Origin of the sequence: Microbacterium sp. CH12i, assembly GCF_000685355.1 — a bacterium.
GTDB lineage: Bacteria > Actinomycetota > Actinomycetes > Actinomycetales > Microbacteriaceae > Microbacterium.
Map to the genome: position 1 here is coordinate 128,695 of NZ_JHET01000004.1, position 21,504 is coordinate 150,198.

The 21,504-nt window shown below is 63.3% G+C and carries 18 protein-coding genes and 2 pseudogenes; 2 read left to right on the plus strand and 18 right to left on the minus strand.

The window, feature by feature from the left end:
• Positions 1 to 5 precede the first annotated feature (5 nt).
• The 8 genes and pseudogenes from gap to DC31_RS05700 all read right to left on the minus strand — a co-directional run bounded on the left by gap (position 6) and on the right by DC31_RS05700 (position 9,421).
• Entirely contained in the window at positions 6 to 1,016 is a 1,011-nt protein-coding gene (gene gap, locus DC31_RS05670) for a type I glyceraldehyde-3-phosphate dehydrogenase (RefSeq protein ID WP_036277987.1), read from the minus strand.
• Positions 1,017 to 1,119: 103 nt separating this feature from the next.
• On the minus strand, positions 1,120 to 1,746 hold the full coding sequence (locus DC31_RS05675; RefSeq protein ID WP_036277990.1) for a superoxide dismutase: 627 nt from the start codon (positions 1,744 to 1,746) through the stop codon (positions 1,120 to 1,122).
• 180 nt (positions 1,747 to 1,926) lie between these two features.
• A complete protein-coding gene (gene whiA / locus DC31_RS05680) occupies positions 1,927 to 2,904 on the minus strand; it encodes a DNA-binding protein WhiA (protein WP_036277993.1) in 978 nt (325 codons plus the stop codon).
• Positions 2,905 to 2,974: 70 nt separating this feature from the next.
• Positions 2,975 to 3,847, minus strand: a complete 873-nt coding sequence (gene rapZ / locus DC31_RS05685; RefSeq protein WP_036277996.1) for an RNase adapter RapZ — start codon at positions 3,845 to 3,847, stop codon at positions 2,975 to 2,977.
• 29 nt (positions 3,848 to 3,876) lie between these two features.
• Positions 3,877 to 5,784, minus strand: a complete 1,908-nt coding sequence (uvrC, locus tag DC31_RS05690; RefSeq protein ID WP_036277998.1) for an excinuclease ABC subunit UvrC — start codon at positions 5,782 to 5,784, stop codon at positions 3,877 to 3,879.
• Positions 5,784 to 8,670, minus strand: a pseudogene (uvrA, locus tag DC31_RS05695) (excinuclease ABC subunit UvrA). The gene uvrC and the pseudogene uvrA overlap by 1 nt, the downstream one beginning before the upstream one ends.
• Positions 8,671 to 8,813: 143 nt before the next feature.
• Positions 8,814 to 8,936, minus strand: coding sequence for a hypothetical protein (locus DC31_RS19860; RefSeq protein WP_268748216.1), 123 nt, complete (start codon positions 8,934 to 8,936; stop codon positions 8,814 to 8,816).
• Between the two features lie 65 nt (positions 8,937 to 9,001).
• The gene (locus DC31_RS05700) at positions 9,002 to 9,421 is read right to left on the minus strand and encodes a MarR family transcriptional regulator (protein ID WP_036278306.1); all 420 of its coding nucleotides are present in this window, start codon (positions 9,419 to 9,421) and stop codon (positions 9,002 to 9,004) included.
• Positions 9,422 to 9,484: 63 nt separating this feature from the next.
• Here DC31_RS05700 and DC31_RS05705 point away from each other — a divergent pair, with 63 nt between their 5' ends.
• A complete protein-coding gene (locus DC31_RS05705) occupies positions 9,485 to 9,727 on the plus strand; it encodes a hypothetical protein (RefSeq protein WP_036278001.1) in 243 nt (80 codons plus the stop codon).
• Positions 9,728 to 9,772: 45 nt separating this feature from the next.
• Here DC31_RS05705 and DC31_RS05710 read toward each other — a convergent pair whose 3' ends face one another.
• The gene (locus DC31_RS05710) at positions 9,773 to 10,102 is read right to left on the minus strand and encodes a TfoX/Sxy family protein (RefSeq protein WP_036278004.1); all 330 of its coding nucleotides are present in this window, start codon (positions 10,100 to 10,102) and stop codon (positions 9,773 to 9,775) included.
• 17 nt (positions 10,103 to 10,119) lie between these two features.
• A complete protein-coding gene (uvrB, locus tag DC31_RS05715) occupies positions 10,120 to 12,195 on the minus strand; it encodes an excinuclease ABC subunit UvrB (protein ID WP_036278007.1) in 2,076 nt (691 codons plus the stop codon).
• Between the two features lie 54 nt (positions 12,196 to 12,249).
• Here uvrB and DC31_RS05720 point away from each other — a divergent pair, with 54 nt between their 5' ends.
• Positions 12,250 to 12,891: a DUF4126 domain-containing protein gene (locus DC31_RS05720; protein WP_036278010.1), complete on the plus strand. Its 642-nt coding sequence runs from the start codon at positions 12,250 to 12,252 to the stop codon at positions 12,889 to 12,891.
• Positions 12,892 to 12,909: 18 nt separating this feature from the next.
• On the opposite strand, the gene DC31_RS05725 is transcribed toward DC31_RS05720, so the two are convergent.
• The 8 genes and pseudogenes from DC31_RS05725 to DC31_RS05760 form a co-directional block, all read right to left on the minus strand.
• Complete coding sequence (locus tag DC31_RS05725) at positions 12,910 to 14,064, minus strand: MFS transporter (RefSeq protein WP_327036820.1); 1,155 nt, start codon at positions 14,062 to 14,064, stop codon at positions 12,910 to 12,912.
• Positions 14,061 to 14,660, minus strand: a complete 600-nt coding sequence (gene coaE, locus DC31_RS05730) for a dephospho-CoA kinase (protein ID WP_036278308.1) — start codon at positions 14,658 to 14,660, stop codon at positions 14,061 to 14,063. Before coaE ends, DC31_RS05725 begins: the two co-directional genes overlap by 4 nt.
• Before the next feature lie 40 nt (positions 14,661 to 14,700).
• Positions 14,701 to 15,285 carry a CoA-binding protein gene (locus DC31_RS05735; protein WP_036278013.1) on the minus strand — a complete coding sequence of 195 codons (585 nt, stop codon included), beginning with the start codon at positions 15,283 to 15,285 and terminating at the stop codon, positions 14,701 to 14,703.
• The gene (locus tag DC31_RS05740; RefSeq protein ID WP_036278015.1) at positions 15,282 to 16,586 is read right to left on the minus strand and encodes an O-acetylhomoserine aminocarboxypropyltransferase/cysteine synthase family protein; all 1,305 of its coding nucleotides are present in this window, start codon (positions 16,584 to 16,586) and stop codon (positions 15,282 to 15,284) included. Before DC31_RS05740 ends, DC31_RS05735 begins: the two co-directional genes overlap by 4 nt.
• The gene (gene acs / locus DC31_RS05745) at positions 16,583 to 18,595 is read right to left on the minus strand and encodes an acetate--CoA ligase (RefSeq protein ID WP_051606466.1); all 2,013 of its coding nucleotides are present in this window, start codon (positions 18,593 to 18,595) and stop codon (positions 16,583 to 16,585) included. Before acs ends, DC31_RS05740 begins: the two co-directional genes overlap by 4 nt.
• The gene (locus tag DC31_RS05750) at positions 18,586 to 19,446 is read right to left on the minus strand and encodes an ABC transporter permease (protein ID WP_036278018.1); all 861 of its coding nucleotides are present in this window, start codon (positions 19,444 to 19,446) and stop codon (positions 18,586 to 18,588) included. Before DC31_RS05750 ends, acs begins: the two co-directional genes overlap by 10 nt.
• Positions 19,446 to 20,492 carry an aliphatic sulfonate ABC transporter substrate-binding protein gene (locus DC31_RS05755; protein ID WP_036278021.1) on the minus strand — a complete coding sequence of 349 codons (1,047 nt, stop codon included), beginning with the start codon at positions 20,490 to 20,492 and terminating at the stop codon, positions 19,446 to 19,448. The genes DC31_RS05750 and DC31_RS05755 overlap by 1 nt, the downstream gene beginning before the upstream one ends.
• Positions 20,489 to 21,342: pseudogene (locus DC31_RS05760) on the minus strand (ABC transporter ATP-binding protein). Before DC31_RS05760 ends, DC31_RS05755 begins: the two are co-directional and overlap by 4 nt.
• Positions 21,343 to 21,504: the final 162 nt, after the last annotated feature.

Genomic DNA, 21,504 nt, shown 5'->3' on the forward strand with positions numbered 1-21,504 from the left:
CGAGCTCAGATACGCTCTGCGACGTACTCGGTCAGGTCGACGAGACGGTTGGAGTAACCCCACTCGTTGTCGTACCAGCTGGAGACCTTGACCAGGTTGCCGCTGACGTTGGTGAGCGTCGAGTCGAAGACCGAGGAGTGCGCGTTGTGCACGATGTCACTCGAGACGATCTCGTCTTCGTTGTACTGCAGGTAGCCCACGAGGCGGCCGTCGGCCGCTGCCTTCTTGTATGCAGCGTTGACCTCGTCTACGGTGAGGTCTTCTCGCTCGGTGATGATCGTCAGGTCGACAATCGAGCCGGTGGGAACCGGCACACGGTACGAGGAACCACTGAGCTTGCCGTTGAGTTCGGGGAGCACCACGCCGATCGCCTTCGCTGCACCGGTGGATGCCGGGACGATGTTGATCGCTGCGCCGCGTGCGCGTCGCAGGTCGCTGTGCGGGCCATCCTGCAGGTTCTGGTCTGCGGTGTAGGCGTGTGCGGTCATCATGAAACCGCGGACGATTCCGAACTCGTCATTGAAGACCTGCGCCAACGGTGCGAGGCAGTTGGTCGTGCAGGAAGCGTTGGAGATGATGTTGTGCGTGGCCGGGTCGTAGGTGTTCTCGTTCACACCCATGACGAACGTGGCGTCCACGTCGGTACCGGGAGCCGAGATCAGGACCTTCTTGGCACCAGCGTCGATGTGCTTCTTGGCGAGCTCGCCCTTGGTGAAGAAGCCCGTCGACTCGATGACGATGTCGACGCCCAGCTCGCCCCACGGGAGGTTGGCGGGGTCGCGCTCGGCGAAGGCCTTGATCTTCTTACCGTCGACCGTGATGCTGTCGTCGTCGTAGCTGACGTCAGCGTCGAGAACGCCGCTGACGGAGTCGTACTTCAGCAAGTGAGCCAGGGTCTTGTTGTCGGTGAGGTCATTGACCGCGACGATTTCGAGGTCCGCTCCCTGCGCGAGTGCCGCGCGGAAGTAGTTACGTCCAATACGGCCAAAGCCGTTGATGCCGATCTTGACAGACACTCAGGTCTCCTGTTTTCTCGTGCGCCTTCGCGCGTTATCGGTTGAGAATTTGTGGACAACGGCGTCCCGACGGGCTGAACACCCATCGGGACGCCCGTCTTGATTACGACAGTACCAGCAGGCCGTTCGTCTGCTTACGGGCAACCTCGAGGCGCTGGGCGACGTTCTCCCAGTTCGCGATGTTCCATGCGGCCTTGACGTAGTCGGCCTTCACGTTGAGGTAGTCCAGGTAGAACGCGTGCTCCCACATGTCGAGCTGGAACAGCGGAATGGTGCCCTGCGCAGCATTGGACTGCTGGTCGAACAGCTGCTGGATAATCAGACGCTGACCGATCGAGTCCCAGCTGAGCACAGACCAGCCAGAGCCCTGGATGCCCATCGCGGTTGCGGTGAAGTGAGCCTGGAACTTCTCGAACGAACCGAAGTACTCGTCGATTGCAGCCTTCAGCTCGCCCTCGGGCTGGCCACCGCCGTTCGGCGAGAGGTTCGTCCAGAAGATCGAGTGGTTGACGTGACCGCCGAGGTTGAACGCGAGATCCTTCTCGAGCTTGTTCACGTTCGCGAGGTTGCCGCTGTCGCGAGCCTCGGCGAGGCCGTCCAACGCGGCGTTCGCGCCGGTCACATAGGCCTGGTGGTGCTTGTCATGGTGCAGTTCCATGATCTTGCCGCTGATGTGCGGTTCCAGAGCTGCGAAGTCATAGGGGAGGTCAGGGAGCGTGTAGATCGCCATGTCGCTTTCATCCAATCCGCGCCGCGCCGCGGCGCTTGTCGGTCGTCCTCGTCGCCCAAATGCGGTGAGGAACGGACTTCTTCATCTTACTGACGACAACGCATGCGCAAAGTGGATGCTTCCCCGAATGACGAGAAACAGCACGTGAACTTCGACGAGTTGAGCAACTGCTCTGGCGGATCAGACGTCCAGGCCGGCGGGAACTGCAGCTTCGGTGCCGGAGATGCCCTCTTGCTGTGCACGCTTGTCTGCCATGGCCAGCAGGCGACGGATTCGTCCTGCCACAGCATCCTTCGTGAGCGGTGGATCGGCATGGTGACCGAGCTCGTCAAGGCTCGCATCGCGGTGCGAGAGACGCAGCTCACCGGCGAGCTTCAGATGATCCGGCACGTCTTCACCAAGGATCTCGAGCGCACGTTCAACACGCGCACACGCGGCAACGGCCGCCTGTGCCGACCGACGCAGGTTCGCGTCATCGAAGTTCACGAGTCGGTTGACGCCCGCGCGCACCTCGCGGCGCTGACGCATCTCTTCCCACGTTGCTGCGGTCTTCTGGGCGCCCATCTGGGCGAGGAGCGAGCGAATAGCTTCGCCTTCGCGCACGACGACGCGCGGCATTCCGCGCACCTCGCGGGCTTTAGCTGCGACACCGAGCCGATGCGCGGCACCAACCAGAGCCATCGCCGCTTCCGAAGTCGGGCAGGAGACCTCAAGCATCGCCGACCGACCCGGCTCGGAGAGCGATCCAGCGGCCAAGAATGCACCGCGCCAGAGGCCTGCGATCTCTTCGCGGGACCCGGTAGTGAGCCTGTTCGGAAGTCCGCGCACCGGGCGCCGACGCTGGTCGAGGAGGCCAGTCTGGCGTGCAAGGGTCTCCCCCGCTTCAATCACGCGGACCGCGTAGCGCGCCCCATCGTGCGAGCTGGCGGACTGCACCTGGGCGATCTCGGGTCGTACCCCGTATATCTCGGCGAGATCGCGAGCAACGCGACGAGCCAGCAGGTCAGCGTCCACCTCGGCCTCGACTGCGACACGACCGGCGATCGAGTGCAATCCCCCGGCGAACCGGAGGATGGCGGTGACCTCCGCGACGCGCACCGTCGGAGGCGCGTTGCGGATGCTGACCAGTTCAGCTTTGACGTCGGTGGTAAGTGCCACGGAACTCCTCGAAAATTCTCATGCATCGGATCGCGACGCAAAGGAACAGCTTACCCGGCGGGTCGTCGATCTATTCTCGCCCGAGGTCGCGGTGGCGCACGCTGATCGCGACGCCAGGGATCGCCGAGAGCCGTTTCGCGAGCTCTTGAGCCATCGCTACGGAGCGGTGCTTGCCACCAGTGCATCCGATCGCGACCGTCGAGTGACCCTTATTCTCGCGCTGATACCCCTCTAACACCGGCACAAGGGCTGCGGCATAAGCATCGAGGAACTCGGTGGCGCCCTCGCGCGAAAGCACAAAGTCTCGCACCGCGTCGTCCTTGCCAGTCAGGCCACGTAGCTCATCGATCCAGTACGGGTTCGGAAGAAAGCGCATATCAGCGATCAGGTCAACGTCAGTAGGCAGCCCGTACTTGAACCCGAAACTCAGAATCGTTAGGCGGTGCCGCGCTGCACCCTCTTCAGAGAAAGTCTCGGAGACCTGCGTCGCCAACTGGTGAATGTTCAGCGATGAGGTGTCGATGACGATGTCGGCCGCCTCGCGTACCAGCGTCAGCCGAGAGCGTTCTAGTCGGATGCCGTCCAGCAGCGTACCGTCCTCTTGCAGAGGATGCGGGCGACGAACGGACTCGAATCGTCGCACGAGCACGTCATCCGATGCGTCGAGAAAAACTACGCGGACGCTGCCGCGCGAGCGGAGGGCGCGGGCCACCTCGGGGAAGTCGTTGAACAGGTTGCGACCGCGGACATCGACGACTGCGGCAACCTTGGGAAGCGCGCCACCGCCGATACTCGTCAGATCGAGTAGCGGACGCAGCATCTGGGGTGGAAGGTTATCGACTACGTACCAGCCGAGGTCCTCCAGCGCGTTTGCCGCTGTCGATCGTCCGGCACCGGACATGCCGGTGACGATGAGGAACTCGTTCTTCTCCTCGTCGGTCATCGGTACTTCCTCTCGCTGTGAAGGCCAGCCTATCGACTCGCGAGGTGCCTGTGGATGTTCGCTGCGAGAGCGGGCCCGATCCCCTGCACTTCCTGAATCTGCGCAAGGTCTGCGCCGCGCAGCGCAGTCACTGAGCCGAAGTGCTTCAACAGGGTCTTGATCCTGTTTGCGCCCAGCCCAGGGACCTCTTCGAGCACCGTAGAGATGTCGCGTTTGCGGCGTTTTCGCTGGTGGGTGATCGCGAACCGGTGCGCTTCGTCACGGAGTCGCTGCAGGAGGTACAGCGACTCGCTCGTACGCGGCAGGATGACCGGGAAATCCTCCCCCGGCAGCCACACTTCCTCGAGACGTTTGGCAATGCCGCACAGCCCAATCTCGGTGTGTCCGGCATCACGGAGCGCCCGCGCGGCCGCTTCGACCTGTGGCTTGCCACCGTCGACGAGCAGGAGCTGCGGCGGGTATGAGAAGCGCGGCTTCTTGCGGGTGGTCACCACTTCGCCTTCTTCAGCGAAGGGGTCATCGAGCGGCGCGTCCGCCACGATCTCGACCTCTTCCGGCCGGTCGAGATATGCCAGACGGCGCATAAGTACCTGGTACATCGAGTCGGTGTCGTCGGTGGTCTCCGAGATATTGAACGAGCGGTACTGATCTTTGCGGGGAAGGCCGTCCTCGAATACGACCATCGATGCGACCACGTTGGTGCCGCTGAGATGCGAGATGTCGAAGCATTCGATTCGCAACGGTGCGGTGTCGAGGCCCAGCGCCTCTTGCAGATCGGTGAGTGCCTGGGTGCGCGCCACGTAGTCGCTCGTTCGACGGGTCTTGTATCGGATGAGCGCTTGCTGCGCGTTGAGCGTCGCGTTGCGCATCAAGTCGGTGCGCTGTCCACGGTGGGCGACAGCGATCTCGACTTTCTTGCCGCGGCGCTCACGCAGCCATTCTTCAAGCTCGCTCGCATCATCGGGGAGCCAGGGCACGATGATGCGTCGAGGAACATCGACGCCCTCGCCATATGCGCGTTGCAGAACCTGGTCGACGAGCTCGGAGTCGGAGATGTCGAGTTCTTTCTCGATCGTCGTCGCGCGCACGCCACGCACTCGTCCGCCGCGGATTACGAACTGCTGAACAGTCGCAGCAAGTTCGTCCTCCGCGATGCCGAACAGATCGGCATCCTCATCAGCGGGTAGTACGAGCGAACTCTTGCCAAGCACCGCCTCGATCGATGCGAGCTTGTCACGGTACTTCGCTGCAGCCTCGTAGTCCATTGCGGCAGATGCCGCCAGCATCCGCGTGGTGAGGTCTTTTTTGAAGCGCTCATCACTGCCGGCCATGAATGCGACAAAGTCGTCGACCATGGCCCGGTGTTCTTCGATCGTGACGGTCATCGAGCAGGGGCCACCGCACTTGCCGATCTGCCCAGGGAAGCACGGCCGGCCGGTCGCCATCGCTCGCTTGTAGCTGGCGTCACTGCAGGTGCGAATCGGGAATGCCTTGACCATCAGATCGATGGTGTCGTGCACCGCCCAGACCTTCGGGTAGGGCCCGAAATAGCGCGCCCGCGGGATCTTGCGGTTGCGAGTGACCAACACTCTCGGAGCCTCGTCACCCAGCGTCACCGCCATGAACGGGTACGACTTGTCGTCCTTGTATCGAACGTTGAACGGCGGATCGAACTCTTTGATCCACATGTACTCGAGCTGCAGGGAGTCGACGTCCGTCGGTACGACGGTCCACTCCACCGATGACGCTGTAGTGACCATTCGCCGGGTACGCTCGTGAAGCGTGTGCAGCGGTGCGAAGTAGTTCGACAACCGCTGTCGCAGGTTCTTCGCCTTGCCGACGTAGAGCACTCGTCCCTCGGAATCCCGAAAGCGGTACACCCCAGGATCGGTTGGAATCTCTCCCTGGGCGGGTTTGTAGGGCAGCACGTCGGCCATCAGCCGGCCTTCCGCGCCCCGCGTCCCTCGCCGAGAAGCTCACCGAGGAAGAGTCCTGTGTGGCTTCCCTCTGCGCGAGCGATCTGCTCGGGGGTGCCGGTGGCGATGATCTGACCACCGCCGGATCCGCCCTCAGGCCCGAGGTCGATGACCCAGTCCGCCGACTTGATGACGTCGAGGTTGTGCTCGATGACGATGACAGTGTTTCCCTTGTCGACCAAGGAGTTCAATACTTCGAGAAGCTTGCGCACATCCTCAAAGTGCAGCCCGGTGGTCGGCTCGTCAAGCACGTAGATGCTTCGGCCGTTGCTGCGACGCTGAAGCTCGGTGGCGAGCTTCACGCGCTGTGCTTCGCCGCCCGAGAGCGTCGTCGCCGACTGTCCGAGACGCACATAACCCAACCCCACGTCAACGAGGGTCTTCATGTACCGGTGGATCGCCTGGATCGGCTCGAAGAATTCGGCAGCCTCTTCGATCGGCATGTCGAGCACCTCGGCAATGTTCTTGCCCTTGTAGTGCACAGCGAGGGTGTCGCGGTTGTACCGCTTGCCGTGGCAGACCTCGCAGTCGACGTACACGTCGGGCAGGAAGTTCATCTCGATCTTGATCGTGCCGTCACCAGAGCATGCCTCGCATCGGCCACCCTTCACGTTGAAGCTGAAGCGGCCCGGCTGGTAGCCGCGCACCTTCGCCTCTGGCGTTTCGCTGAACAGCGTGCGGATGCGGTCAAACACGCCGGTGTAGGTTGCCGGGTTCGACCGCGGAGTACGACCGATCGGCGCCTGATCGACATGGACAACCTTGTCGAGGTTGTCGAGCCCGGTTACCCGGGTGTGCTTGCCCGCGAGAGTGCGCGCGCCGTTGAGCTTGGATGCAAGCACCTTGTAGAGGATGTCGTTGACCAGCGACGATTTACCAGAGCCGCTCACGCCGGTGACGGCAGTGAGGACACCAAGCGGGAACTCTGCAGTGACGTTTTGCAAGTTGTTCGCGCGGGCGCCGACAACGCTCAGCATGCGTTTCTTGTCGAGCTTGCGACGCTTCTTCGGCGTCGGAATCTCACGACGACCAGCCAAATAGTCGCCGGTCATCGACGCGGTCTCGGTAAGCAAGGCAGAGTACGGCCCAGAGTGCACGACCCCACCGCCGTTCACGCCAGCGCCAGGGCCGATGTCGACGACCCAGTCGGCGGCCTCGATCGTCTCTTCGTCGTGCTCAACGACGATCAGGGTGTTGCCGAGGTCGCGCAGCGTCTGCAGCGTCTCGATGAGTCGACGGTTGTCGCGCTGGTGCAGGCCGATCGATGGCTCATCAAGGACGTAGAGCACGCCGGTGAGTCCGGAACCGATCTGGGTTGCCAAGCGGATGCGCTGAGCTTCACCACCGGAAAGGGAACCCGCTGCACGGCTGAGGTTCAGGTATGCAAGCCCGACCTGTAGCAAGAAGTCGAGGCGGAGGCGGATTTCGCGCAGCACCTGAGCGGCGATCTTCGCCTCACGATCGGTAAGGCTCAGTGTCTCCATGAATCCACGAGCGTCAGCAAGGCTCAGCCGAGAGACCTCGGCGATCGAGTGCCCGTGCACCTTCACCGCGAGCACTTCGGGCTTGAGACGGTCGCCGTTGCAGGCGGGGCATGGCACCTCGCGGAGGTACTCACCCCAGCGCGCACGCTGGTTGTCGCTCTCGGCTTGGGCGTACTGCCGCTCGATGTACGGCACAACACCCTCGAAGCCGGAGGCGTAGCGCATCTCACGGCCGTAGCGGTTCTTCCACTTGACGGTGACTTTGTAGTTGTCGCCGCGCAGCACAGCATCTTGCACATCGACGCGCAGATCTTTCCACGGAGTGTCGAGCGAGAAGTTCAGGTCGTCGAGAGCCCTCGAGGAGCCGTTCGTAGTACTGGAACAGGCCCTTGCCCTGTGTCGTCCAGGGGATGATGACGCCCTCACGAATGGAGAGGTCTTCATCCGCGAGCATCAGGTCGACGTCGACCGACATGCGCGTGCCAAGCCCAGAGCAGGTCGGGCAGGCACCGAACGGTGCGTTGAAGGAGAATGTTCGCGGCTCGACCTCGGTCAAGGCGATCGGGTGACCGTTGGGGCAGGCCAGTTTCTCGGAGAACGACTGCCATGCATCGTCGCCCTCTTCGTCGACGAAGTTGATCTGCACGATGCCGCCGGCAAGACCGAGCGCCGTCTCTACCGAGTCAGTGACGCGACCGAGGATGTCATCGGACGCGACGAGCCGGTCGACCACGACCGCGATGTCGTGCTTGTAGCTCTTCTTCAGCTTCGGCGGCTCGGCGAGCTGAATGAGTTCACCGTCGACGATCGCTCGCGCGTAGCCCTTTGCGCCGAGCTCGCGGAAGAGATCGACGAACTCGCCCTTCTTCTGCGAGACAACGGGCGCAACGATCTGGTAGCGGGTGCGGTCTTCGAGCTCCATGAGCTGGTCGGCGATCTGCTGCACCGTCTGGCGCTGAATCCGCTCGCCACATTCAGGACAGTGCGGAATTCCGATGCGCGCCCACAGCAATCGCATGTAGTCGTAGATCTCAGTGATCGTGCCGACTGTCGAGCGCGGGTTGCGGTTCGTCGACTTCTGGTCGATCGAGACAGCAGGGCTGAGCCCTTCGATGAAATCGACGTCTGGACGATCGACCTGGCCGAGGAACTGGCGAGCGTACGCGCTCAACGACTCGACATAGCGGCGCTGGCCCTCGGCGAAGATCGTGTCGAATGCCAGGCTGGATTTACCTGAACCAGACAACCCGGTGAACACAACGAGCGAGTCGCGTGGGATGTCGATGTCGACGTTCTTGAGGTTGTGAACGCGGGCACCGCGGACACTGAGCTTTCCTGGGGCAACTACGGGGACAATGGGCACCGCACAAGTCTACGAGGGGGTACGGACATTGGCTCCGTGAGCACGTTCAGGAACGCCTGTGCGCACGTGTGACCCTTAGTAGAAACAGGATCACGAGCACAGCGAGTGCACCAACACCGATGATGGGCGCAATTTCACCGACGTCATTGCCGGTTCATCGGCGGGCGAGGCGTCTCTATCTGCATCGGCGTGCCCTGCACAGATGCCGCGATCATCATGATCATGAAAAGTCCGATCACGGACCCGAGAACTGCGATGCGCTTCATCACGCTCGCCGATCGAGAATCGGTGTGGCGCGGCGCATAATCTCACCCTACGGTGAGACGACACGTCACACAGGTACGCGACCCGCGAATGGGGATAACCCGTCTCTAAGAGCGGTGATCTGCTCGATGTTCATATGGACAGCTGCCATCACCTGACGCGGCACGTCGACGGCGCGTTCCCGCAATGCCCTACCGGCATTGGTGAGGCGGATCTCCAGGCGACGCTCGTCTTCACTACTGCGGTTGCGCGCAATGAGCCCTTCCTTCTCGAGACGCTTCACCAGGGGTGATGCCGTTGCGGGGTCAAGAGCAAGATCGGCCGCCAGATCACTGAGAGTGCGGGGTGATCGCTCCCAGAGCGCGAGCATGACGAGGTACTGCGGGTGCGTGAGGCCCAACGGCTCAAGGATCGGCCGATAGATCGCCACGACGTTGCGAGCGGCCGTCACAAGTGCGAAGCAAAGCTGATTCTCGAGCTTGAGCATCTCATCGGAATTGGTCACATCCTGATTCTATATCTCGCACTAATCATTAGTACACTATTGAATATGTCGAGCAATCCAGACCGAGTGCCGTTGCGCACGCGCATCCGTGAAGCGGGCGGGCTCTATCGCTGGTTCAACACGAACCTGATCCGGCTGGCGGGCCCGGCAGCCGTCGGCCCCTATGAGGCGACGCCTCCGCCCTCCGCGGCGCAGCGCGCCGAGCGGGCGTGCCCGCTGTGCGGGCATCCGATGACAGAGCACGTGATCGATCGATCGGGCCCGAAGCCACTGATGCACTGCCCCTGAGTGGCACGGGTCATGAGTGGCACCGCCCATGAGCGGCACTGGTCTCTAATTTCCGGCGGCGCTTTCTCTGGCCGCGTCTATCCAGAACACCAGAGCGTCGTCAGTTTCGATGGCCGCCGGCGCAACATCGAGCCAGCTCGGGCCCATCGTCTTCGCGCCCATCACCGCCACAGTGACACCCGGCTCGATTAGAAGCTCGACGCCCCGCTCTTCGGCGACACGCACGAGAAGCACTCCCTCTTTGCGCGTGCCAACGAGGATTCGCCCATCCAACAAGAAGGCGCGCGTGCCGAACATCCGTTTCTCTTCCAGACCGGGCTCGGACATCAACAGTGCCCGCACCCGATCGGCCAATTCGATGGCCGCAGCATCCATGACCGGCGTCCTCGCCCCTAGGCGTGACCTGCGCGCTCCATGGCACGCAGCTCTTTCTTGAGGTCTTGCACTTCATCGCGCAGCCGGCCGGCGAGTTCGAACTTCAGCTCTGAGGCCGCGGCCAGCATTTGATCTGAGAGGTCCTGGATCGTCGCTTCGAGTTGCTCGGCGCCCTCTGCGGCAAGACCTTGGCGGCGGAGGCGCGGCGTAGGGCTCTTGCCCTTGCCCGTTTTCGAATTGGCTCTGCTGCGCATCATGTCTTGCGTATCGGATGCTTCACGCGCCAGCGCATCGGTGATGTCGGCGATCTTCTTGCGCAACGGCTGCGGGTCGATCCCCCGCTCCTTGTTGTACGCGACCTGCTTCTCGCGCCTACGATCGGTCTCGTCGATCGCCTTCGCCATCGAATCGGTCATCCGGTCGGCGTACATGTGCACCTGACCGGACACGTTTCGCGCGGCACGACCGATCGTCTGGATAAGCGAGGTGCCCGAACGCAGGAACCCCTCTTTATCAGCATCCAGAATCGCGACCAGAGATACTTCGGGGAGGTCGAGACCCTCTCGGAGCAGGTTGATACCGACGAGGACGTCGTAGACACCCGCGCGCAGTTCAGTGAGCAATTCGACACGACGGAGAGTGTCGACATCGGAATGCAGGTATCGCACCCGCACCCCGTGCTCGCCCAAGAAGTCGGTGAGCTCTTCTGCCATCTTCTTGGTAAGTGTCGTGACGAGAACACGCTCGTTGCGCTCGACCCTGAGACGGATCTCCTCGAGCAAATCGTCGATCTGCCCCTTCGAGGGCTTGACGATGATCTCGGGGTCGACGAGTCCTGTCGGACGGATGATTTGCTCGACCACGCCGTCAGCGATGCCCATCTCGTACTTACCCGGGGTCGCCGAGAGGTACACCGTCTGGCCAATACGGTTCTTGAACTCATCCCAGCGCAGCGGACGGTTATCCATCGCGCTCGGCAGCCGGAAACCGTGGTCGACAAGGGTGCGTTTGCGCGAAGCGTCGCCCTCGTACATTGCGCCGATCTGCGGCACCGTCGCGTGTGACTCATCAATTACGAGCAGGAAGTCATCGGGGAAAAAGTCGAGCAGCGTGTGCGGCGGCTCACCCGGCATACGTCCATCCATGTGGCGGGAGTAGTTCTCGATGCCGGAACAGAATCCGAGCTGCTGCAACATCTCGAGGTCAAACGTCGTGCGCATGCGCAGTCGTTGCGCTTCGAGAAGCTTGCCCTGGCGTTCGAATTCAGCCAGTCGTTCGGCGAGCTCGTGTTCGATGGTACCGATGGCACGCTGGACCACGTCAGTGCCGGCAACATAGTGCGATGCCGGGAAGATCGGCACGGAATCAAGCTTCTCGATGACGTCACCGGTAAGCGGATGCAGCGAATAGAGCCCCTCGATCTCATCGCCGAATAGCTCGATACGGATCGCGCTCTCTTCGTAGACCGGAATGATCTCGATCGTGTCGCCGCGCACTCTGAAGTTGCCGCGCGAGAAGTCGACGTCGTTGCGGTTGTACTGCATCGCGATGAACTGCCGAATCAGCGCGTCACGGTCGTAGCGCTCCCCCACCTGCAGCGCCACCATCGCGCGGAGGTATTCTTCAGGGGCCCCGAGACCGTAGATGCACGAAACTGTGGAGACCACGACCACGTCTCGTCTGCTCAGCAGGGAGTTCGTCGTCGAGTGCCGAAGCCTCTCGACCTCAGCGTTGACCGAAGAGTCCTTCTCAATGAAGGTGTCAGTCTGTGGCACGTACGCCTCTGGCTGGTAGTAGTCGTAGTACGAGACGAAGTACTCAACCGCGTTGTTCGGCATCAGCTCGCGGAACTCGTTCGCCAACTGCGCGGCGAGCGTCTTGTTGTGCGCCATGACCAGTGTCGGGCGTTGCACCTGTTCGATCAGCCAGGCGGTGGTCGCCGACTTTCCGGTACCTGTCGCGCCGAGCAGCACCACGTCTGTCTCGCCTGCGTTGATGCGCGCTGCGAGGTCAGCGATCGCCTGCGGCTGGTCGCCAGCGGGCATGTACTCGCTCACAACCTCGAAGGGGCGGACGCTGCGCGTAGTTTGCATTACTCCAGCGTAAACGGAGCCTCAGACATCGGGGCCGCGGCATATAGTAGGGCCGTGATCGAGTTCCTGATCGGCTCCAGCCTCGCAGCATCCGCCGGGCTCAACGCGTGGATGCCGCTCTTCCTCCTGGGCTTGGCAGATCGCTTTCTGCCTGCTGTGTCGCTTCCGGCTGGCTGGTCGTGGATCTCCAGCGACATCGCCCTATGGATCCTCGGCGTGCTCCTTCTCCTTGAGATCATCGCCGACAAGATTCCCGCGTTAGATTCGATCAACGATGTCGTCCAGAGCGTGCTGCGTCCGGCCGCGGGCGGCATCGTGTTCGGCGCTGGCTCAAGTTCACAGACCGTCGCAGTCGACGACCCCACCTCATTCTTCTCCGAGAACACGTGGGTGCCGATCGTCACGGGCATCGTGATCGCGCTCATCGTCCACGTTGTCAAGGCCAGCGCTCGCGTGGCAGCCAATACCGTCACTGGTGGTCTCGCTGCCCCAGTTCTCAGCACAGCGGAGGATGGAGCATCCTTCCTGCTGGCCGCACTCGCGATCATCGTCCCAGTGCTCGCCGGACTGCTCCTGCTCGGGCTGATAGTCGCCGTGGTGATCCTGTTCCGTCGGCACCGTCAGCGCAAAACCGGGCGCACGGTCAGAGCGATGGATCCGAGCGACGGTCCGGACGCAGCAGCACCGCCGCGATGACCGCCGCGATCCCGGCCATCACGATGACAACGGCCAAGAACCACTCCCAGCCCGCCTGACCGAAGACGACACCGAGGGCCCAGCCGAACAGACTTGATCCGGCGTAATAGGCGAAGTAGTAGAGCGCCGGCGCTGTGCGCGGCTCTCCGGGGCCGCGAGAACTGGCGCCCAGCTCGATGCGATCGCATGCGCGCCGAAGAAGCCGGCGGTAAAGACGACGAGTCCAACCAGGATGACCGCAGGCACCGGCACGAGCATGAGCCCCGCTCCCGCGATGAACGTGCTGATCGATCCGAGCAGCACGTTTCGCCGTCCCAGCCACGTGGACAGCGAACCGGCCCACGGCGAGGAGATCGTCCCGGCCAAGTACGCGAGGAAGAGAAGCGTGACCAGCCACACCGGCAGCAGGAAGGGCGGCGCGATGAGGTGAAAGCCGAGGTAGTTGTACACGGCCACGAAAGCACCCATCAGCAGGAAGCCCTGCGCATACAACGCGAGCAGACGGGGCGAGCGCAGCGGACGGATAAGTCGCGCGAGCATTCCGGGCCCCACATCCGTTCGCATCCGTCCTGGAATGAAACGCTGTGCCTTCGGCACCAGCCAGAGGAACAGCACCGCGGCGATGGTGCAGAACGCGGTGACGCTCCACACACCGACGCGCCAGTCGAAGATCTCCCCCAAGGGACCTGCAACCAGACGACCGGACAGGCCTCCGACCGTCGTACCGGCGGTGTAACTGCCCGCAGCTGCAGCCACATGTCGTGGGTGCACCTCTTCGCTCAGGTAGGCGAGCGCCACCGCGGGTACGGCACCCAGCGCGAGCCCCTCACCCAGCCGCAGCGTGAGCAGCACCGTGATCTCGGTGCTCAACGGTGCGGCAAGACCGAACGCTGTCGCGGCAATGATGCCGATCGCCATCGCCGGCACCCTACCGATCCGATCGGCAACAAGTGACCACGGAATCACGGCGGCGGCGATGCCGAGAGTTGCGGCGGACACGGTCAGTGCCGCGGTCGATGGTGCCACGCCGAGATCTGCCGCAACCTGTGGCAGCACGGCCTGCAGTGAGTACAGCTGGGCGAAGGTCGCCACACCCGCGAAGAACAGCCCGACGATGAGCCGCCTGTACGATCTGGTCCGGGGAAGGTGGCCGGCGAAGCCTTCGGCGCTCACTCCCCCGTGAGCTTCTTCCAGAGAGCATCCACCTGATCGCGGGTGTGCTCCAGCGTGCCGGCCGTGTCGATCACCACATCGGCGATTGCGAGCCTTTTCTCGTCCGACACCTGGGCGCTGATGCGATCCTGTGCCGCTTGCGCGTCCATACCGCGCAATTCGATGAGTCGGCGTAGCCGTTCCTCTGCCGGAGCATGCGCGACGACGATCCTGTCCCAGGGGTCGTCAGCCCGAGCTTCGACGAGCAACGGAACGTCGTAGACGACGACTGCTGCCGAATCTGCGTCGAACGCGGCATCCATCCGGCGCTTGGATTCGACGCGCACCGCAGGGTGCACGATGCCGTTCAGTCGCGCGAGCGCCTCAGGGTCGGAGAACACCCGGGCGCCGAGCGCCGCACGATCTAACGCTCCTGATGCGTCGATGATGTCATCACCGAACGCTGCGGCCATCTCCTGCAGGACAGCTGAACCAGGCGCCTGCACATCGCGCACGATCTGATCCGCATCGACGACGACGGCACCGTGCTCTTCGAGACGGCGAGCGATCGTGGACTTTCCGGATGCGATTCCGCCGGTCAGCGCGATGAGAGGCATGGCTCCCATTTTGGCACGCGGCGTGAGACGTGCACGCCGCTCAGCGGGCGAGCAGCTGACGCCGCGAGCTGATCACTCCGGTGTCGAATCCGGCCAGGTGCAGGCCGCCGTGGAAGCGTGCGTGTTCGATCTTGATGCAGCGATCCATGACGACCGAGAGCCCTGAATCCTCGGCGATCGCGGCAGCATCTTCATTCCACGAGCCCAGCTGCAGCCAGAGCGCCTTCGCGCCCACGTCGATCGCTTCCTGTGCGACGCCAGGAAGATCGTCATGCCGACGAAATACGTCGACGATGTCGGGAACGACCGGCAGATCTGCCAGCGACGCGTAGACGGGCTGTCCGAGAATCTCGGTCTCGCGCGGGTTGACGAGATAGACGTCATACGGCGAGCTGGAGAGCAGGTATGTGGTCACGAAGTACGAGGCTCGCGAGGGATTGTTCGACGCGCCGACGATGGCGACGGACTTCGACCGGCGCAGTAGCGCAAACCGCTCCTGCTGGTTCGGGCTCTCCCATGTGCGGCCAGCGACGGCAGGCGCGGCACCCGGCAGCGCACAGGCGACAGCATCCGTGGGCGTGGGAAGAGCACAAGAATCTGCTGTCGCGGGAATGGAGGAGTTCATCGGGTCGTTCCTGTCGCCTCGGTGAGAGCCTGATCCAGGTCCCAGATGATGTCTTCCGGGTCTTCGAGCCCCACGGAGATGCGGATGAGATCGGGTCGCACACCCGCCGCAGCGAGTTGGGCTTCGCTGAGCTGTCGATGCGTCGTGGATGCCGGGTGGATGACGAGGGTTCGGGCATCGCCGATGTTCGCGAGGTGTGAGGCGAGCTGCAGGTTCTCGATCACCGCTTCACCGGCGCTGCGGCCGTCCTCCGCGGCGACTCCGAATGCGAACACCGATCCAGGCCCGAGCGGAAGATACTTGGCGGCACGCTCATAGTGCGGGTGCGCTTCGAGCCCTGCCCAGGTGACATAAGAGACGCGCGGATCCGCGTCCAGCCAGTCCGCGACGATGCGCGCGTTCGCGAGGTGAGCGTCGATGCGCTGCGGCAGTGTCTCGACGCCCTGCAACAGGTTGAATGCCGACTGCGGGCTGAGTGCCGGACCGATATCGCGCAGCTGCTCAGAGCGGAGCTTGGTGAGGAAGCCGTACTCGCCGAAGTTGTCCCACCATTTGATGCCACCATAGGAATCGACGGGCTCGGTCATCTGCGGGAACTTGCCGTTGCCCCAATCGAAGGTGCCCTTCTCGATCACTACGCCACCCAGCGTCGTGCCGTGGCCACCGAGGAACTTCGTCACCGAGTGGATGACAATATCAGCGCCGTGCTCGAGCGGTCGGACGAGATAGGGCGTCGCGAGTGTCGCGTCAACGACGAGCGGAACGCCCGCCTCGTGCGCAACGGCAGCAAGCCCTTCGATGTCTGCGATCTCGCCGGACGGGTTGCCAATCATCTCGACGTACACAACTTTGGTCTCCGGGCGGATCGCCGCAGCGAAGTCGGCCGGATCGCTGGACGGCACGAACGTCGTCTCGACGCCGAAGCGCCGCAGCGTGACATCCAGCTGCGTGACGGTGCCGCCGTACAGCTGCGCGGATGCGACGACGTGGTCCCCCGCGCCGACGAGGGCCGCGAACGTAATGAATTCCGCGCTCATGCCGGATGCTGTTGCCACAGCGCCGATTCCACCCTCGAGCGATGCGAGGCGCTCCTCCAGCGCTGCGACGGTGGGGTTACCGATCCGCGAGTAGATGTTGCCGTATTTCTGCAACGCGAAGAGGTTTCCGGCATCCGCGGCATCGTCGAAGACGAACGACGTCGTCTGGTAAATGGGCACGGCACGAGCGCCGGTCGATGCGTCTGGCGTGCCGCCTGCGTGGAGTGCTCTGGTACGGAATCCGAAGCGGTGTTCTTCTGTCATGATGCCCTCAACTCGGCCGTGGCCAGCACGTCGGCGATGCCGTCGACAGTCCACGGGTTCTGCAACGATGTCGTGTCTCCGAGCGCACCGGGAATACGTCCCGCGCGCCGATCTTGTTCAGCCTCCCACAGCTGCGCGAGCAGTCTGCGCATGATCTTTCCCGATCGCGTCTTAGGGAGATCCGCGACCACGACGATGTGCCGTGGTTTGGCTACCGGACCGATGGCTTGGGTCACCTGACCACGAAGAGCGGATGCTGAGACCTCTGCAGCTCCCGAGGGCGTGACGAACGCGACCACGGCCTGTCCGGTCACCGGATCGGACACTCCGACAGCTCCAGCCTCGCCCACGCTGTCATGTGCGACGAGCGCAGATTCGATCTCGATCGTCGACAGACGGTGGCCCGAGACGTTGACCACATCGTCGAGTCGTCCAAGAATCCAGATGTGCCCATCGGCGTCCTTCGTTGCCCCGTCGCCGGCGACGTAGTAGCCGCCGAACTCGCCATGACCGGCGTAGGCCGACCAGTACGAGTCGCGGTAGCGCTGCGGGTCGCCCCACACTGTGCGCGCCATACCGGGCCATGGGCGACGGACGACAAGCGTCCCCGAGCGCCCCGGCTCGACCTCGACGCCATTCTCATCAACGACAGTCGCATCAATGCCCGGCAGCGGAACTGTCGCAGATCCGGGCTTCAGCTTCGTAACTCCCGGAAGCGGCACGATCATCGCTGCGCCCGTTTCGGACTGCCACCAGGTGTCAACGATCGGCAGCTCATCGCGGCCGAAGTTGCGACGGAACCACACCCATGCCTCGGGGTTGATCGCCTCGCCGACGGTTCCCAGAAGACGAAGACTCGAGAGGTCGTGGCCCGCCGGAAGGTCGCGGCCGAACCACGTCATGAACGTGCGGATCAGCGTGGGCGCCGTGTAATAGACCGTGACGCCATAGCGTTCGATGATCTCGAGGTGGCGCTCCCGGTGCGGGGCATCAGGGGTGCCCTCGTAGATGACCTGAGTGAGCCCGTTCGACAGCGGGCCGTAGATCTCGTAGGTGTGCGCGGTGACCCAGGCGAGGTCGGCGGTGCACCAGTGCACGTCGTCGGGTTTTGCGTCGAAGTGCGCCCAGTGTGCCCAGCTCGTGTGCGTCAGGTAGCCGCCAGAGGTGTGGACGAGTCCCTTCGGCTTCCCCGTGGTTCCGGACGTGTAGATGATGAAGAGCGGATGCTCCGCATCGAAGGGCTGCGCCTCGTGCTCAGTCGCTGCAGTGTCGACGACGTCATGCCACCACACATCGCGCCGCTCGGTCCACGGCACGTCCTGACCTGTGCGCCGCAACACGAGCACGTGCTCAAGGTCTGGCAGGTCGGCGGCCGCGATGTCAGCGGTCGATTTGACCTCGGTCGCGGCACCGCGGCGGTATTGACCATCGCTGGTGACGAGCAGCTTCGCTCCGGTGTCCGCGAGCCGGAATCGCACTGCTTCTGCCGAGAACCCACCGAATACGAGCGAATGCACGGCACCGATGCGGGCGCAGGCGAGGGTGATCACGATCGTCTCGATAAGTACCGGAAGGTAGATCACCACACGATCTCCGGGCACAATGCCGAGCGACAGAAGTGCGTTCGCGGCCTGTGACACGCGATGCTGCAAATCCGCGTATGTCACTGCGGTACGGTCGCCAGGCTCCCCCTCGAAATACAGCGCGACCTTGTCGCCGCGCCCCGCGACGACGTGACGGTCGACACAGTTGTAGGCGACGTTGAGCGTGCCGCCGACGAACCAACGCGCGGCAGGAATCGCACCGTCGGTCGGCGGGTCCCATTCGTGCGCGGTGTGCCACGGTTGCGCCCAGTCGAGGCGGTGCGCTGCCTGTTCCCAGAACGCAATCGGATCAGCATCCGCCTGCGCATAGATCTCACCCGTGACGTTCGCCTGCGCGGCGAAGGCTGCGGGGGGCTCGAACACACGAGTCTCGTGCAGTCGTGCTTCGGTCACTCTCACGCCCACTTCTTGAGCAGATATTTCTCGGCCAGGGCGAGGATGGCGTTCGTGATCGTTCCGAGGAGTGCCAGCAAAACGATTGCGAGCAGGATGCGATCAACGCGGCCGCTGTTCTGCGAATCGGTGAGCAGAAATCCCAGTCCCATCGACGAGGCGATGAGTTCGGCTGCAACGAGGAACAACCATGCCTGCGCGAGCGCAAGCCGCAGCCCCGAGACAACCGAGGGAACGACAGCCGGAAGCTGAATCGTGCGGAACAGCGACCAGCCACGCAGGCTGAACGAGCGACCTGCCTCGACGAGTTGCGGGTCGACGTGACGCAGCGCCGAGGCCACCGTCGTGTAAACCGGGAAGAACGCACCGATCGCGATCAGGGTGACCTTCGATTCCTCGCCGATCTGCAACCAGAGAATCAGCAGCGGCACCCATGCGAGAGATGGCACGGCCCGCAATGCAGCCAGCGTCGGGCTGAGGAGTGTGTCTCCGAACTTGGAGAGCCCTACCGCGCCCGCCGCGGCCAGCCCGATGACGGATCCGATCGCGAAGCCGAGCAGTACGCGCTGCACGGAGATAGCGATGTGGGTCCAGAGCTCACCGCGCTGGGCCAGTTCGACGCCGGCGGCGAGCACCGACCCCGGCGTGGGCAGGCGATATGGCGGTACGAGTCCAGTGGTGGTCACAAACTGCCAGGCAGCGAGGATGACAACCGGCAGCAGTAGGCCGACCGTCACCCGCACACCTGTTCGATCCCAGATGTTGCGAGAGACGGCATCCGTCTGACGGTATTCGCCTTTGGCGAAGTCGACGGCGTCCCGCGAATCCGCGGGGACGAGCACTCGTTGGTCCGGAATGCTCACTATCCCTTGGCCGCCTTCTCAGCGAAGGTGGCGTTCACGATCGTCGAGAGCGCCTTGTCGATGGAGTCCTGACCGCCCTGCACGTCACCGGAATCGGCGAGCACAGGAGCGATTTTCTCGAGTACCTTGATCTGCGCGTCTCCGGGGATGCCGCTCACATCGAGGTTCGAACGCTCCTGGATGACCGTCTTCGCCACCTCGATATCGATCTGCGCGACATCGGCGAGCAGCGCGGCGGTCTCATCGGGGTTTTCCAGCGCCCAGACGCGAGCCTGCTCGTAGGCATCAACGACGGCCTGAGCGAGGTCAGCGTGGTTGTTGATGAAGTCTTCGGTGGCGTTGAGGAAACCGTAGGTGTTGAAGTCGACGTTGCGGTAGATGAGCTGGTCGCCCGACTCGACCTCGGCGGCAGCCATGATCGGATCAAGACCGGCCCAGGCGTCGACCGATCCGCCATCGAGGGCAGCGCGGCCGTCAGCGTGCTGCAGGTTCTGCACCTCGACGTCGTCGAGCGAGAGTCCGCCCTCTTCCAGCGCCTGGAGCAGGAAGAAGTACGGGTCGGTGCCCTTGGTCGCCGCGATCGAAGTACCGGCGAGGTCTTCAAGAGAGGTGATGTTGCTGTCAGGACCGACGACGATCGCCGACCACTCCGGCTGTGAGTAGATGTCGATGACCTGGATGGGCGAACCATTCGCACGCGCGAGCAGTGCCGCAGAACCGGCGGTCGATCCGACATCGACCGACCCCGAGCGCAACAGCTCGTTGGCCTTGTTGGAGCCGGCAGACTGCACCCACTCGACGTCGACGCTGTCGCCGAGGATGTCTTCGAGGATGCCCTGGTCGCGGATGACGAGGCTGAGCGGGTTATAGGTCGCGAAGTCGACGGTGAGGGTGTCAGAGGACCATTCGCCGGTGGAGGTCTTGCTTTCTGAGGCGCTCGTGTCCGAGGCATTTGCGTTCTCGCCGGCGACACAGCCGGTGGCGATGAGCATCATCGTTCCGGCGACAGCGATCGCAGGAACAATTCGTCGGGTGATGGCGCTCATCGGTTCTCCTCAGTGGAAATGCGGTGGTGGGTATCGACGCCGAGTCCTTCGAGAAGGTCGGTGCGAAGGTCCGCGAGACTGCGATTGGCGCGGTCACGCGGGCGGATGCCGGGCACAGTGATCGTGCGTGCGATGGAGGATTCCTCCGCGCCGGCTCCTCCGCTGAGCGAGCGCAACAACAGCACCCGGTCGGCGAGGTAAAGGGCTTCTTCGACGTCATGAGTGACGAGGAGAACAGTGGTGGGCTCGGCAGCATGAATGTCGAGCAAAAGGTCTTGCATCCGCAGGCGGGTCAGTGCGTCGAGCGCGCCGAACGGTTCATCAAGCAGCAGCACGCCGGGGTTGCGGGCAAGAGCCTGGCGAGCGAAGCACGCTGTGCCATGCCGCCGGAGACCTCCCTCGGGCGCTGGTCAGCAGCGTGGCTGAGCCCGACGAGCTCTAGCAGCTCACGCACGCGTTCGCCCCGCGCGCGGCCTCGGAGACGGCGAGGCAGACCGAGTTCGACGTTCTGGGCGAGTGTGCGCCACGGCAGCAGCCGAGGCTCCTGAAACGAGATCGCGGTGCGCTCGTCGGTGTCGCTGATTCCGGTGCCGTCGAGGCGGATCGTGCCGCTGGTGGGTGCGTCCAAACCACCGATCAGGCGCAGCAACGTCGACTTTCCGCATCCGGATGGCCCGACGACGGCGACGATCTCACCGGCACCCAGTTCAATATCAACCCCGCGCAGCACGTCGCGTCGCCCTTCGCGGACGGCGAAGGATCGTTCGACGTTCTCGATGCGCACGGTGTTCGCCGTTCCGACCTGGACAGGTGCGGTGACGACGCGCGGAGGCACGAGTGTGGAAGTCATCTGTCTATCGTCACGGAACGAGGCAATTGTGACGAGTTGGCACGTAATGTTTCGTCACACCGACCGACTTTCGTGTATGCGCCCGGGTGCGGTCTCCCCAGAACACGTAAAACGGGCCGCCACCCGCTGCTTTTACAGCAGGGTGACGGCCCGTTTCAGAGT

Coding starts and splice junctions, on each gene's coding strand:
- DC31_RS05675 (WP_036277990.1), bottom strand. CDS start 1,746: ATGGCGATCTACACGCTCCCTGACCTCCCCTATGACTTCGCAGCTCTG.
- rapZ (WP_036277996.1), bottom strand. CDS start 3,847: ATGACCGACGAGGAGAAGAACGAGTTCCTCATCGTCACCGGCATGTCC.
- uvrC (WP_036277998.1), bottom strand. CDS start 5,784: ATGGCCGACGTGCTGCCCTACAAACCCGCCCAGGGAGAGATTCCAACC.
- DC31_RS19860 (WP_268748216.1), bottom strand. CDS start 8,936: ATGAAGCGCATCGCAGTTCTCGGGTCCGTGATCGGACTTTTCATGATC.
- DC31_RS05700 (WP_036278306.1), bottom strand. CDS start 9,421: ATGCTCAAGCTCGAGAATCAGCTTTGCTTCGCACTTGTGACGGCCGCT.
- DC31_RS05705 (WP_036278001.1), top strand. CDS start 9,485: ATGTCGAGCAATCCAGACCGAGTGCCGTTGCGCACGCGCATCCGTGAA.
- DC31_RS05710 (WP_036278004.1), bottom strand. CDS start 10,102: ATGGATGCTGCGGCCATCGAATTGGCCGATCGGGTGCGGGCACTGTTG.
- uvrB (WP_036278007.1), bottom strand. CDS start 12,195: ATGCAAACTACGCGCAGCGTCCGCCCCTTCGAGGTTGTGAGCGAGTAC.
- coaE (WP_036278308.1), bottom strand. CDS start 14,660: ATGCCTCTCATCGCGCTGACCGGCGGAATCGCATCCGGAAAGTCCACG.
- DC31_RS05735 (WP_036278013.1), bottom strand. CDS start 15,285: ATGAACTCCTCCATTCCCGCGACAGCAGATTCTTGTGCTCTTCCCACG.
- DC31_RS05740 (WP_036278015.1), bottom strand. CDS start 16,586: ATGACAGAAGAACACCGCTTCGGATTCCGTACCAGAGCACTCCACGCA.
- DC31_RS05755 (WP_036278021.1), bottom strand. CDS start 20,492: ATGAGCGCCATCACCCGACGAATTGTTCCTGCGATCGCTGTCGCCGGA.